The sequence below is a fragment of the Phaeobacter piscinae genome, from assembly GCF_002407245.1.
Taxonomy (GTDB): domain Bacteria; phylum Pseudomonadota; class Alphaproteobacteria; order Rhodobacterales; family Rhodobacteraceae; genus Phaeobacter; species Phaeobacter piscinae.
The window spans coordinates 26,094-38,707 of record NZ_CP010683.1; the positions used below are offsets into that span (position 1 = coordinate 26,094).

Below are 12,614 nucleotides of genomic sequence, written 5' to 3' on the forward strand. Positions count from 1 at the left end.
ACATTCTCCAAAATATTCGGTTGCCATCCGCTTCGGATCAAAGAAAGTGAAATGACCTTTGAGGCGTCAGTCGTATTGTGTCTGTTCGTTTTATCATCTGTGGCTTCCGCCGTCTTCCGCCCGTTGCGGTCAAAACCTCTACTTCTGGTGATTTGATTAGCGCGCTGTTGAGATCGTCGGAGTGCGCAGGGGTTTGGTTGTATGTTTGATCGAAAAAGTCTGCGACGGATAGAGTAGCCTCAGGAGTGCAATCTCTGAGGAACTTAGGTATGTCACCCAAAAGCTCTTCTCTTGCTCCTCGCCGCGAGTTCGCATCAAACAGGTACAGCGAAGCATCCTCGATAGAGTTATACCTCAACATTTGTAGACCGGACCGACCGACATGCGCTTGCGAGTTCTTTTTCCGGTGCAATATATCGTTGTAAACCTGTCGGGCCCGGAAAGAATTTGCGAAATGTACTAGCCAGTACTCCCACCCACTTTGGTTGTTAATCGAGAACGGGCTCACGAAGTTTGCCAGCGTTTGAAACTCCTCAAATACAACCTTTTCGACGGCCGCAAGCCACTCCTTCTTGGTCTTGTGTAGGGAGATTTCTGAAATCTGTCCGTCAAACAATCTCTTGTCTTGCCTTCTCGTGGGACTGATGAATGCCAAGAAGGATTTGATAGAAAATGTTAGGAACACTTCGGAAGATCGCGTCAACGAAAGAGCTGTGCGAAGATGGCCTTCCGATACATCAGCATGACCATACTGATCGAGGTTGAAGATGGTGTTTCGAACCCTTGAGGCCAAAACCATTTGCGCAATACTTGAGAGATTTCTCCCGAAATCGCCTTCGAAGTACTTCACGCGAAACATGGCACCGTTGTGCTCGTCTTGGTGTTCCAGCAAGAATGTATTAACACTACTTTGCAGGGCCAGTATAGCAACAGGGGAAAGATCATTGAAATACATGAAGAACTCGAAGGAAATCGGTTTGAACCCGTCTATTTTCCTTCTGAGATTCACCTCGGCGCTCACTGATTTAAGCGTTTGAAGCACCATCAGGGGGGAACCGAGCGTACCACATTCGTATGCGCCGGCCCCGCAGAACCCATCCACAAAAGACAGCCGAAATCTCTCTTGCTGAGGCAAACTGCATCTTACGCGAACGTACTCGTGAAGGTACTCTTTAATAATCTCAAGTTTGATCTTGGAGTGCGGCCCAATCTTAGCACCGTTTTCCCAGTCATACTGTCTCTTAACCATGCTGAAGGCGCTCCAGTAACCCTATGGAGACACCGAAAATGTTGGCATTTCTTCCCAAACTTTCCCCCGAAACAGCCGCCCGTTGGCTTTCTTAGAGCGTTTCTTGTTGTCTTTTCCCCACGTTCCCCATTGCTTGAAAAAAAACGCAGTTCCGTAGCGCTTGCACAAAGAATGGATTTCATCAATCCATTCCTCTTTGATAGGCCGCGCTTGCGACCCACTTTCGCCTCCAACGATGGCCCAGTGTATATTGCTTAGATCGACCTCTCCGACCGGCGCGATTAACGGTTCAAAGGAAATAAATCGGATTATCGCAGGGGTGACAGAAAGGGCGTCAATTCTTGCGACTGTTTCTGCGCTTTCAACACTAGTTCCCAGCCAAACATTTGGAAGAACCGCATCGAGATGATCTCTCGTGAACTCAAGCATACGCTCAGGTCTTTTAGTCAAGATCTGATACTGGTGGCGTGGCGTTTTCTTCATTACTTGCCAAACTCTTTCGACAAAATCGAATGGAACTCTTTCATGAAAGAGATCGCTCATGGAGTTAACAAAAATTTTTCGGGGCTTCCTCCATTTCAGTGGTGCCTCTAAAGACCTTTCGTCCAGATTGATGGCGCCTGTCCAAACGGTTCTCTTACCCGAGCGCCGCGCGAGCCCTTGATACTTCTCCATACCCATTGCTTCCAGCCGAAGAGCCATATGCATCGCATAACAGTTCGTGCATCCGCTCGACGCCGCTGCACACCCTGCAACTGGGTTCCAAGTTGTGTCAGTCCATTCAATCTCTGACAAAACAGTCTCCATGGGTCAAAAAGCCATCTATATCTCCGAGATATAGCGCGAGAGCGGAAACCCTGCATCCCTGACAAGAGGTGGATTCTGATCGCTGAAGCGTACCTCCCGGAGAGGACGACGGTGCCATGTTCGCAAACAGGAACCAAGTCGCACGCGCGAACAATCGCCGAATGCCGCCGAAGTTGCAAGTTTGTTGACAGGTCGTCGAACAAGTGAAAGACTTGCCCATCGTCGTCAAAACGGATCGGTCTCGTGTTGGGAATGCAAGCGTTGGCGTCGCAGGATGGATCGGTCGCGTCCTATCACGGTCTGAGGGACTCCTCTCAGCCCGCTTTGAATGTCAGCTTCCGACCAGGAATTCTTCGATACCGCTTCTGCGGCGAATTTCGGCAATCGCTCTTACTTCATGCGAACCAGCCGTGGATATGCGACAAGACGGAGGTCTGCTTCGGGCTGGCAGCGGCCAACTGCAGCTGCAGCATCTCGTCTGATGGGAATCGGTGGCTCTGGGCTCTCCTGTAACCTTCCCTGGAACCTTCGCCGCGATCTGCGCGGATGGCAGGTTCAGGAAATCACGCCGTTCGCTGCGCCTTGTTCGAACTGGAAGGGCGCGGACAAAGAGTGAATTCGCTGCGACCGCATGAACGACCGCTTTACTCACTCGCGCATTGCATTTCTCTTTGCTTGAGCCACGATGCCCAGATGGCGAAACCCAAGCCCAAGCCCGTTGCCACAAGCATCAATGTAAGCAGCGTTTGCGCGGCATTGGTTTCGACCACGGCTGTGCCTGTCGCCGCAGTCAAAATGGCACCTCCAGCAACAATCAACGCGCCACTTAGCCCTGCGGCACTGCCCGCGAGTTCCGGTCGCACGGACATCGCGCCAGCATTGCTACCGGGCATTGTAATCCCATTTCCAAGGCCCACGAATATCGTGCTCGCAAAGAAGATTTGTGGCGATGTGATGCCCAAAGCCAAGACGAACAGACCTCCAACAAGCCCGATACAGGCTATGATCCGGCCCGCAATCATCATGGTTGTTGGCTCAAACCCTTTGCCAAAACGCCCGGCAATGAAGCCACCCAACATGAACCCGACCGTTATTGTTCCTATGTAGAATCCAAGCTCCGCCGTGGAAATTTCAAATACGGTTTGAGCCACAAGCGGAGCGCCCGTCAGGAAGATGTAGAACGCACCAACCGAGAAAGTGCCGCACAGTGCGTAAGCCCAGAACAGCGGTTCGCGCAAAAGAGATGTCGTGCCAAGCACTGGCGTGCCGGGATCACTGTCCCGATCCCGCTTGGTTTCGCCCAAGTCCAGCCAACACAAAATTAGCAGGCCAAATCCTGAAGCGGCAAAGAAAGCGAAGATGGATCGCCACCCCAGAAATGTGTCCAGCACACCTCCTAACATCGGTCCAACCATCGGAGCGATTGCCATGGTCATTCCGATGTAACCGATCAAGCTCACAGCCTCTCGCTCTGATCTTGTGTCCCGGACGATGGCGAGAGACAGGGCGTATCCGCCGATTATTCCGCCTTGAAGCATCCGGGAAAACAAAAATACCTCAATGCTTTGAGCAAGAACGCAGCCCACCGACGCAAATGCAAAGACCAGCAACGCTCCCAAAAGGACTGGCCGTCTGCCAATCCGGTCTGACAGAGGGCCAATGATCAGTTGAATGATGGCAGTTATCGCAAGATACCCGGAGACCGCCCAGCTCACCGTCCCATAGTCTGTTTCAAGATCGACAGCGATGTTCGCCAATGAAGGCAAAAACATATTGAGAGACATGGGCGAAAACCCAGTCAGAAGTATCAGCGTGAGCAAATGCGGCGGTGCTTTTGGATAGTACATTTTGAAGTTCTCAGCTCTAGAAACAAAAAAGCCCCCGAAAATTTCGGAGGCGCATGGAAACGGTTATGGAAAACCCTTATCGGACCATGCACCTCCTGCTGACTACGACGACGAATTTTACGGACATGGCTTTTCTCCTTTGAAGCCGAGCCTAGTCAGACAGTTCTTCTATGGCAATGTAAAAAGCCGCCATTTATGCGTCGCGCAGAATCTGGAAATCTGGGCTCTCTTGGAACCTTGGCCGCGATCTGCACGGATGGCAGGTTCAGGGAATCACGCCGTTCGTTGCGCCTTTTTCGAACTGGAAGGGCGCGGGACCTTGCTGCCGTTCGCTGCAGGCGCAGCAAGAACGACCTGGGGCGGTCGCACTGCGCAGGAAGTGACCTTTGCAAAGTCGACAGATCTTGCGGCTTTGCGGGCGATCCATGCCCCAGGCGCAATAAGAAGAGCTGACCTTCGCCGCAGGTGCAGCTGCCGACCACCTTCGAACGTCAGCGGCGCCGGACTTTCCAGACTTTCGCTGCAACTGAAATTTAGGCAGCTCCAAAGGTCAGCATTGGGCTAACTGTCTCTCGGCATGTATGGAAAACTTGCGCTGAATACAGCGCTAGGTATTCGTGCAGGCTTGGCTCCATTCCCGTACCTCACATGACCAATGTCGAAAACACAGAGGTGGGAAAATCAGGTCTTCATGATCAGATTTGTAGTTGTTCCCTAGTGGAACCGTGCGTCGACGCGGTCTACAATCGTCTTCCAACGGTGGCGACATTTCCAAAGCACTCTACTATTCTGTGAAGCGAATTCTGTTCTTACAGTTGGTAATCATGATGATCCTTTTGTCGCGCTTGGCAGCATCCATAGCTTGTATAGTCATGTGTTCGTCTGCTCTGATGGCGGAGAATGAAACCGAGCGGCGTGTTGCTCTGGTAATCGGGAATTCGAGTTATCAGCACGTTACTCGGTTGCCTAACCCTGAGAACGATGCAAGAGACATCGCAAATGTCCTGAAGAAAATCGGATTTGAAGTCACATCTGGTTTCGACTTGGATTTCCGCTCGATGCGCTTGGCAGTTCGTGATTTTTCCGAGCAAGCTGAAGAGGCTGATATTGTTGTGGTTTACTATGCTGGCCATGGCATAGAAGTTGGCGGTGAGAACTATCTTATTCCAGTTAACGCCGAGCTAAAACGCGATCGTGACGTAGATTTTGAGGCCATTCGACTACAGGCATTGCTTGCATCTCTAGAGACCGTTGATGGGTTGAAAATCGTTCTCGTTGACGCGTGCCGAAACAACCCATTTTCAGTGCAAATGGCTAGTCGGAATGCAACTCGATCGATCGGCCGCGGCCTAGCCAGAATTGAGCCAAGCGGCGTCCTTGTCGGGTATGCAGCCAAAGGAGGAACGTTTGCATTGGATGGCAAGGGGCGTAACAGCCCGTATGCCTCAGCGCTTCTCAAGCACCTAACAGAACCCGGTCTGGAACTTGGAAAGCTGTTCAGGAAGGTAAGGGACACCGTCTATGCAGCAACAGGAGGAGAGCAAGAGCCTTTTGTATACGGATCACTGCCGGGAAGGGATATCTTTCTCGTTCCGCCCAAAGTAGAGGTCCCAGCAGAAGCACCAGTCCGAACAGCGGCACTGCCGGGAACTGACAGCAAGATTCAGAAGGATTACTCTCGAGCTGTATCCATGAACAGCGTTTGGGGGTGGAAGAATTTTGTAACAAAGTATTCAGACATGCCCGACCATTGGCTTGTAATGCTTGCGGAGGAAAGGCTGGCAAATGCTGTAGCTGAACGAGACGTCCGTAGGGGGTTTTCTGAGCGGGAGCCCTGGTTGACTTCAGCAATAGGTTCAGATGGCAAAACCGTAAGCCTGTCACGTAATGATAGAGTTCTTGTGCAAAAAGCCCTGAATATGATGGGCTTTGACGTGGGGTCCTTTGATGGACAATTTGGTCCCAGAACCAAGCAAGCAATTGCAGCCGCCAGAATTCGAGCAGGTCTTTTTCGTGGTGTTAAGGTCGACCATTCCTTTCTGAGAGTCCTGCCGAACGTCCACGCTATCGAAGCGCTGCAAACCGACAAGGCCAAGATTTACTCTACTGATGTCTTTTCTGAGGACCTTGAGCCACGGTTGCGCAAGGCTCTTAGCGTCTACTCCCATATACCAATAAAATTCGATTACTTTAGAGGGCACCTATACCTTGCTGTGCAAACGACCTCAGGTGATTGGGACTATGCAAATAAAACGGCTCAGAGAGCTGGTGGGTATCTCGCAACCATCAGTAGCTCAGAAGAAAACAACTTTCTGCTGAAGCTCTTTTCGACTGACGAGCGCTTCATCACAGGGTCTGGCGACGGCGGGCTGCATGGTCCAATGATTGGTCTTTTCCAAGCCGACCGCAGCCGCGAGCCGAGTGGAGGTTGGGTTTGGGTGACTGGTGAACCCATGACGTTTCGCGGATGGAGTCCCGGGAACCCCGACAACAGTAGAAATCGACAACACTGGGCAAGATTCTACAGGTCGCGAAACTTTGCGGGCACGAGTGTTCCTGTCAAGTACTGGGACGACACTACTTCTTCGCTATGGAGTGGTGGGTATCTTGTCGAGATAGAATGACTTTTATACTCCAGGGCATAAATTCGTGTGAAAGAATACCTTTTAAGGTTTCACTTCACTAAGTCACTTCGTATCCGTCGCCAAAATATATGTGCCCTATTTTCACTCCCCCCTTCTTCTTTTGTGAGGCCTTGCCTATTTTCCCCTGTTCGTCTCGGTGCGGATCATGAAAGTGTTCAAAATAGATCTCACCTTTTTTGCCATTTTTAATGTGATTCTCCTTTAAGGTGTAGTCGCCGTCCTTGTTTTTCCTACCTCCACCAAGTGCCTTTGAGAGCGCCTTTGCATAGGCCTTAGTGCAATAAACGCTCTTTCCGCTCTTGAGGCGTCGAATAGCCGCAGGCTTATCGATTTCATTACCATCTGATTTCAAATTTTTCCCAGCTAGGCGCACTGGCTTGTAGTCCTTCCCCATGATCACACTCCGATACCCTCTGAAAAATAGCGCTCTCCTTAAGCAAAGTGTAATGCAGGCAACTGGCCCTTCAAGTTGCAAGGCCACCTTTTCAAGGTCCCCCTTCGAATGGGGTCACGTCCGTCAAGCTGGTATAATTTCCCAGATGGCCTGAGGTCATGGTCAGGCGGCTTGGGATGATAGGCTGAGAATGGGATCGGTCTCCTCTGCGTCGATTTCGGCGAAGGCCTCGACCATCATGTAGTAGCTGGCGGTTTGCCATTCGTCATTCTGCTCGAACAGCACCGCGCCGATCAGGCGGATGATGGACGCCTCGTTCGGAAAGACCCCGACGACATCGGCGCGCCGCTTCACTTCCTTGTTCAGGCGTTCGATGGGATTGGTGCTATTCAATTTGGTGCGTTGCTGGCGCGGGAAGGCCATATAGGCCAGCACATCGTGCTCGCTTTCGTCCATAAGAGCGGTCGGCTTGGGCCATCGCCCGCGGAGTTGGTCGGCCACGCGGCTGCCAGGTTTCCCCGGCGGATGCGCGGTCAGGCTGATCAAAAGCCTGCCGGATTTCCGATGCCGCCATTCAGTTCTGTCTGTCGATCAAAGTGCTGTTCAAGCTTCCACTACGCAAGACCGCCGGGATGGTGGCGAGCTTGTTGAAGCTGGCGGGGCTGGACTGGCCGGTGCCGGATTTCTCCACCCTGTGCCGCAGGCAGAAGATCCTTGCCGTTCAGGTCCCGTATCGCCGCGCGGATGGCCCGCTGAACCTGCTCGTGGACAGCACCGGGATCAAGTTCTTCGGCGATGGCGAATGGCAGGCACGCAAGCACGGCGTGCAGGGGCGACGCCAGTGGCGCAAAGTACACTTGGCCATGGACCCGGCCACATCCGACATCCGTGCTGTGGAGTTCACGCCAAGCCGCGACGGCGACAACCCCGTGCTGCCCGACCTGCTGGGCCAGATCCCCGAGAGCGAACTGATCGGCACAGTGACCGCGGATGGTGCATACGACACGCGTCGCTGCCACAAGGCTATCATCGAGCGCGACGCAGTTCCGATCATCCCGATCCGCAAGAACGGGCGGCTATTGAAAGAAGACTGCCCGGCGGCACGCGTCCGCAACGATACCCTGCGCGCGACGCGATACTAACTGCCGCGATAATCGTACAGGCAATGGGATTTCAAAGCCGTATCTTGGATCACTCCGGCTTCGCTCTGAAGACAATCGCTCGCCCAATTGCCGGGGTAGGGAGGACAGGGCAAGACAGCGCCCAGCCGCATCTCCACGGTTTCATTATTCCCGGTCCGAGCTCTGGTCTCCTTGAGCCGGAGGCCAGAACTTTCTGTCCGCAGGGAAATCGCCTGTACATCCAGAAAAGCGGCAGGTCTCGAGCGTGTGTAACTTGCCAACAGCTGCTGACGTCCCCGCAAAAGCCTGCCGGAATAGAGGAAACCACGAGCATGAAGCGCAAGCACTTTATCCCCGCTATCGCCGCAACGGCGCTTGTCGGCTGCCTGTACGACGGTTCCGTGCCGAACAAGCATACAATCACTTTCGAGAAACCTGTTTCGGCTGGTGGGCCTTCCAATGCCCAAAGCATGGCAGCCCTGCGGCAGTGGCTGGTTGCAAATGTCCCGGAAGGCGACACCGCCAAGGATGTGAGCGTGGGACCGGTCCGCTATGCCGCCGTCCTGTGGCCGTTCCCGGAAAAGGACTTCGTCGTCTGCGCCCGATTCACCGCCAAAAACCGTTTCGGCACATACGAGCAGCCGCAATACGCCCTGATGACCATGCGCGTCTATGACCCCGCGAAAGGTTGGGAACCCGCGCTGGTCAAAGGCGTAGAGCACGATGCGTACCGGCAATATCGCATCAGCCAGCCGCACGCTTAGCAGGCGCAATTTAGGTCAGATAAACCAATTTATTTAACATAAGCATGATTACACGGTTTTTGTTTGTAGCAGGGGCACATTCTAAACTGATGGATTGGATGCCCCTCCTGCCGGTTCATTATTGAACCGTCCGAGCTGCTTCAGCTCGTGGATTTTGCAGGAGGATAAAATGTCTGAAGTTTTCATTGTCGGCGTCGATTTGGCGAAGCGCGTCTTTCAAGTCCATGGTGCGACAGCAACCGGTGACGTGCTTTTCCGAAAGAAGCTGAGCCGCGCTCAGTTCGCCAAGTTTCTTGGTGATTTGCCAGCGTGTATAGTCGCGATGGAGGCATGTGCTTCAGCGCACTACTGGGGTCGAGAGGCCCAGTTGGCAGGTCACGAGGTGCGTTTGGTGCCGGCTGCTTACGTGAAGCCGTTCGTCAAACGGCACAAGAGCGATGTGGTTGATGCCGAAGCCATCACCGAAGCAGCGCTGAGACCATCCATGCGGTTTGTACAGGTAAAGACGCCAGAGCAACAATCTCAGGCCATGCTGTTCCGAACCAGAGAGATGTTTGTTCGCCAGCGAACCCAGACGATCAACGCGATCCGGGCACATCTTGCCGAGTTTGGAATTGTCCTGCGGCTCAGGATTCGCAATCCAGATACCTTTGCTCACGAGATCGAAGAAAGAGCTGCAGGGTTGCCAGAACTGGCTCGGTCTTTGGCGCAACGCCTACTGGAACAGATCGCAACAATCAGCGAACAGGTCTCTGCGCTCGATGTGGAAATCAAGGTACATGCCAGGTCTTCGCATGATGCGCGATTGATGCAGACTATGCCCGGTGTGGGCCCAATGTCAGCGATGGCAGTTGGAGCTTTCTGCCCTCCCGCCAAGAACTTTCGTAGTGGGCGCGACTTTGCTGCTTGGCTGGGTCTTGTTCCCAGACAACATTCGACCGGCGGTAAAGAGCGGCTCGGCCGCGTCACGAAGATGGGCCAAAAGGATGTGCGGCGATTGCTCATCATCGCTGCGATGTCCGTGATCAACTCAATTGAACGACGAAAGCGTTGTGTCGAGCCCTGGCTCACCCGTATGCTTGAAACGCGCCCCAGAATGGTTGTGGCCGTCGCATTGGCAAATCGAATGGCACGCCGGCTTTGGGCGATGTTGGCAACAGGCCAACAATATCGAATTCCGGGCGCTGCTGCGTAGGGCAAAACCCGGATACCGGCAGGTATGTGAGGACGAAAGGATCGAATAAGGAAAGCGGATCGACGAGATCGAATTTGGGAAAACCAGTGCAACCCTTCGTGGCTATGAGCCCGATAAACTGATTTGGACCCAGGTTCGCGCATCTCCATAAGGGCCAGCGGTCACATGCGCCGCACAAACAGGCCGGACACGTGACAGCACCCGATCATGCTATCCAGACCTCGAGACATCCCTCTCATAGACCGGGGCATCCACACGTGGGTTGCGACAAATTCCCTATCTTGCTGGAAAGCAAGGAGAATGGAAGATGGCCCATACGGAGCTGGATTTGCGTGAACGGCGCACAATCGAAGATATGCTGAACGCAAAGATGCCGGTGAGCAAGATCGCGGCCGCGCTCGGCAGGCACCGCTCCTCCGTCTATCGCGAGATCAAACGCAACCGCTTCGAGGATCGTGAGCTGCCGTATCTGAACGGCTACTACGGTGTGAATGCGCAGAGAACTGCGGAAGCCAGACGAGCGCGCCGCCGCAAGCTGGTGCGATTAGCAGACCTGCGCAAAGCAGTGATTTCCCAGTTGAAGGAAGGCTGGTCGCCAGAGCAGATCGCCGGCCGTCTTGGCTTTGAAGGCCAGCCGGTGCGTGTGAGCTACGAGACAATTTACGCCTACATTTACGGTCCCGATGGCCAATCTGAAGAACTGGCGCGCCATCTGCCGAGCCGGCGCAAGAAGCGGCAGCCGCGGTATGCACGCAGGCCGCGAGGCCTTGTTTTCCCGCCAGAGCGGTCAATTCATCAGCGCCCGGAGCATGTGAAGTCCCGCGAGACATTCGGCGAATGGGAAGGCGATCTGATGATCTTCGAACGCGCTCTGGGCAATGCCAACGTTGCCACGCTTGTAGAGCGAAAGACGCGGTATGCCGTCTTGTTCAGGAACCACGACAGAAGCACCACGCACCTGATGAACCGGCTGATGGACGTCATGGAACCCCTGCCCCAACCGGCAAGGCGCTCCATTACCTTCGACCGAGGGATCGAGTTCAGGAGCTGGCGCAAACTTAAGCCTGGGATTGGAACGGAGGCGTGGTTCTGCGATCCCCAAGCACCCTGGCAAAAAGGATCCGTCGAGAACCTTAACAAACAGGCGCGCCGGTACAGAGGGCAGTGGTCCGCATATTTGCTGACCAGGACATGGGCCAGGAGACCCGGACTGGGACGTCCGCGCTTGATGGGACGCGATGGAAGTGCTGATTGAATGATCAGGTCGCAATCCCGGCAGGCCATGGGCGGACGGACAATCCGGTTCACGATAAAGCGGCCAGGGACGTATTCCAGCTCCTCGGTGACATCTTCCGAAAGAGTTCGCAGCATGCCGCCGCATTTGCAGGTCTCGCCCGGTGTCAGCTCTTGGTCGAACCGGGGCAGCTCCGGCGGCAGAGGCTTGCGTTTAGGCTTGGCCTTCTGGCTCTTTGCATCACCATCAGGAGCATCTTCGATGGCAACCTGCGCCGCCGCTGTCTCTTCCTCCTCCAGCCGGAGTTGAAGCTGATCCAGGCTTTCCGACTTTGATCCGAACCGGTGCCGGTTATGGCCAGCAAGCTGGTGTTCCAGTTTGGCAATCTTCAGCGCCTGCGCCTTCACCAGATCGAGCAAATCTTCCGCTGTGTCGCGGAGCTCGCCGGGATCAGAAGGCAGTGTTTTTGGGCGCATCCAGCATGGGCCGAAATATACCCTGGCTATGGCGGGATGGGAATCCTACGGCTCTGCTATCGCGGGAAAATTACCAGCCGTCAGTGGCTTCCAGGTCTTCTGCGGCAATCGCCAATCGATTCCTTCCAGCAGCATCGACAGCTGAGCCGGTGTCAGGCTGATCTTGCCGTCTTTCGCAGAAGGCCAGACAAACCGGCCCCGCTCGAGCCGCTTGGAAAACAGGCACGCCCCCTGGCCATCCCACCAAATGACCTTCAGCAGGTCCCCCCGCCGTCCCCGGAATACGAATAAGTGCCCGCAGAACGGATCTTCCGCCAGCACCTTCTCAGCCAGTGCCGACAGCCCGCCGAACCCTTTGCGCATGTCCGTGACCCCGGCGGCCAGCCAGATCTTCGTGGTTGCCGGAACCGGGATCACGCCGAAAGTTTCCGGATCAGTGCGGCAATCGCATCGGGATCAAATCCGCCCTGAACCTTCAGGGGGTGGCCGTTGGCAAGCTCCACCTCGATCTGCGCCCCGGCATCTGGCGGGGCTGAAGCAGGCTCAGCATCTAAAACTTCGACCGGCAGGAACCGGGTGACGGGTTCTTCTTCAGCCTCGGCCGCAAACCGGGGTTCTTTCAGCCAGTTGAAGACCTGATTGGCATTCACATCGTAGCGCCGTGCAATCTGGGCAACCGATACACCGGGCACCCGCGTCTGCGCGCAAACCATACGCTTCTCGTCTTCAGACCAATTCCGACGTCTGCGCCGCTTTGCCATGCCCAACCTCGATAATGTCCACTTGTTCGCTAATGGACATTATCCCTCACTAACGAGGGCCGTCAGTGCGGGCAGGCCGGACGGTTACTACGCTGGCTATTGCCACACTTTTTGAAGGTTC

Annotated in this window: 9 protein-coding genes and 4 pseudogenes; 5 read left to right on the forward strand and 8 right to left on the reverse strand. The window is 54.4% G+C overall.

The features are described from left to right. Window positions 1-37: 37 nt before the first annotated feature. From phaeop14_RS18300 to phaeop14_RS18310, 3 genes are all read right to left on the reverse strand, one after another. Window positions 38-1,249: a three-Cys-motif partner protein TcmP gene (locus tag phaeop14_RS18300; RefSeq protein ID WP_096790518.1), complete on the reverse strand. Its 1,212-nt coding sequence runs from the start codon at window positions 1,247-1,249 to the stop codon at window positions 38-40. 21 nt (window positions 1,250-1,270) lie between these two features. Beyond that, window positions 1,271-2,056: a phage Gp37/Gp68 family protein gene (locus tag phaeop14_RS18305; protein ID WP_096790519.1), complete on the reverse strand. Its 786-nt coding sequence runs from the start codon at window positions 2,054-2,056 to the stop codon at window positions 1,271-1,273. Window positions 2,057-2,700: 644 nt separating this feature from the next. Further along, window positions 2,701-3,903, reverse strand: coding sequence for a multidrug effflux MFS transporter (locus phaeop14_RS18310; RefSeq protein WP_096790520.1), 1,203 nt, complete (start codon window positions 3,901-3,903; stop codon window positions 2,701-2,703). An 824-nt stretch (window positions 3,904-4,727) separates the two neighbouring features. On the opposite strand from phaeop14_RS18310, the gene phaeop14_RS18315 reads away from it, so the two are divergent. Continuing rightward, a complete protein-coding gene (locus phaeop14_RS18315; RefSeq protein ID WP_096790521.1) occupies window positions 4,728-6,527 on the forward strand; it encodes a caspase family protein in 1,800 nt (599 codons plus the stop codon). A gap of 58 nt (window positions 6,528-6,585) precedes the next feature. On the opposite strand, the gene phaeop14_RS18320 is transcribed toward phaeop14_RS18315, so the two are convergent. Then, window positions 6,586-6,942 carry a hypothetical protein gene (locus phaeop14_RS18320; protein ID WP_096790522.1) on the reverse strand — a complete coding sequence of 119 codons (357 nt, stop codon included), beginning with the start codon at window positions 6,940-6,942 and terminating at the stop codon, window positions 6,586-6,588. A 162-nt stretch (window positions 6,943-7,104) separates the two neighbouring features. Then, window positions 7,105-7,516: pseudogene (locus phaeop14_RS19765) on the reverse strand (transposase); the annotation flags it as partial. Here phaeop14_RS19765 and phaeop14_RS18330 point away from each other — a divergent pair. From phaeop14_RS18330 to phaeop14_RS18345, 4 genes and pseudogenes are all read left to right on the forward strand, one after another. Continuing rightward, window positions 7,503-8,081 (forward strand): annotated as a pseudogene (locus tag phaeop14_RS18330) (IS5 family transposase); the annotation flags it as partial. The pseudogenes phaeop14_RS19765 and phaeop14_RS18330 sit on opposite strands and share 14 nt — an antisense overlap. A gap of 314 nt (window positions 8,082-8,395) precedes the next feature. After that, a complete protein-coding gene (locus phaeop14_RS18335; RefSeq protein WP_096790523.1) occupies window positions 8,396-8,827 on the forward strand; it encodes a hypothetical protein in 432 nt (143 codons plus the stop codon). Between the two features lie 169 nt (window positions 8,828-8,996). After that, window positions 8,997-10,022 (forward strand): IS110 family RNA-guided transposase, encoded by a 1,026-nt coding sequence (locus phaeop14_RS18340; RefSeq protein WP_096790524.1) that lies wholly within the window; start codon window positions 8,997-8,999, stop codon window positions 10,020-10,022. A gap of 307 nt (window positions 10,023-10,329) precedes the next feature. Then, window positions 10,330-11,178 (forward strand): annotated as a pseudogene (locus phaeop14_RS18345) (IS30 family transposase); the annotation flags it as partial. On the opposite strand, the pseudogene phaeop14_RS18350 reads toward phaeop14_RS18345, so the two are convergent. The 3 genes and pseudogenes from phaeop14_RS18350 to tnpA form a co-directional block, all read right to left on the reverse strand. Beyond that, window positions 11,166-11,739 (reverse strand): annotated as a pseudogene (locus tag phaeop14_RS18350) (transposase); the annotation flags it as partial. The pseudogenes phaeop14_RS18345 and phaeop14_RS18350 overlap by 13 nt on opposite strands. A gap of 38 nt (window positions 11,740-11,777) precedes the next feature. Next, window positions 11,778-12,149, reverse strand: coding sequence for an IS66 family insertion sequence element accessory protein TnpB (gene tnpB, locus phaeop14_RS18355; protein WP_096790525.1), 372 nt, complete (start codon window positions 12,147-12,149; stop codon window positions 11,778-11,780). Next, window positions 12,146-12,493, reverse strand: a complete 348-nt coding sequence (gene tnpA / locus phaeop14_RS18360; protein ID WP_096790526.1) for an IS66-like element accessory protein TnpA — start codon at window positions 12,491-12,493, stop codon at window positions 12,146-12,148. The genes tnpB and tnpA overlap by 4 nt, the downstream gene beginning before the upstream one ends. Window positions 12,494-12,614 lie beyond the last annotated feature (121 nt).

Excerpts from the sequence above, each read along its gene's own strand:
- phaeop14_RS18305 (WP_096790519.1), bottom strand. The coding sequence starts at position 2,056 with ATGGAGACTGTTTTGTCAGAGATTGAATGGACTGACACAACTTGGAAC.
- phaeop14_RS18310 (WP_096790520.1), bottom strand. The coding sequence starts at position 3,903 with ATGTACTATCCAAAAGCACCGCCGCATTTGCTCACGCTGATACTTCTG.
- phaeop14_RS18300 (WP_096790518.1), bottom strand. The coding sequence starts at position 1,249 with ATGGTTAAGAGACAGTATGACTGGGAAAACGGTGCTAAGATTGGGCCG.
- phaeop14_RS18340 (WP_096790524.1), top strand. The coding sequence starts at position 8,997 with ATGTCTGAAGTTTTCATTGTCGGCGTCGATTTGGCGAAGCGCGTCTTT.
- phaeop14_RS18315 (WP_096790521.1), top strand. The coding sequence starts at position 4,728 with ATGATGATCCTTTTGTCGCGCTTGGCAGCATCCATAGCTTGTATAGTC.
- tnpA (WP_096790526.1), bottom strand. The coding sequence starts at position 12,493 with ATGGCAAAGCGGCGCAGACGTCGGAATTGGTCTGAAGACGAGAAGCGT.
- phaeop14_RS18335 (WP_096790523.1), top strand. The coding sequence starts at position 8,396 with ATGAAGCGCAAGCACTTTATCCCCGCTATCGCCGCAACGGCGCTTGTC.
- phaeop14_RS18320 (WP_096790522.1), bottom strand. The coding sequence starts at position 6,942 with ATGGGGAAGGACTACAAGCCAGTGCGCCTAGCTGGGAAAAATTTGAAA.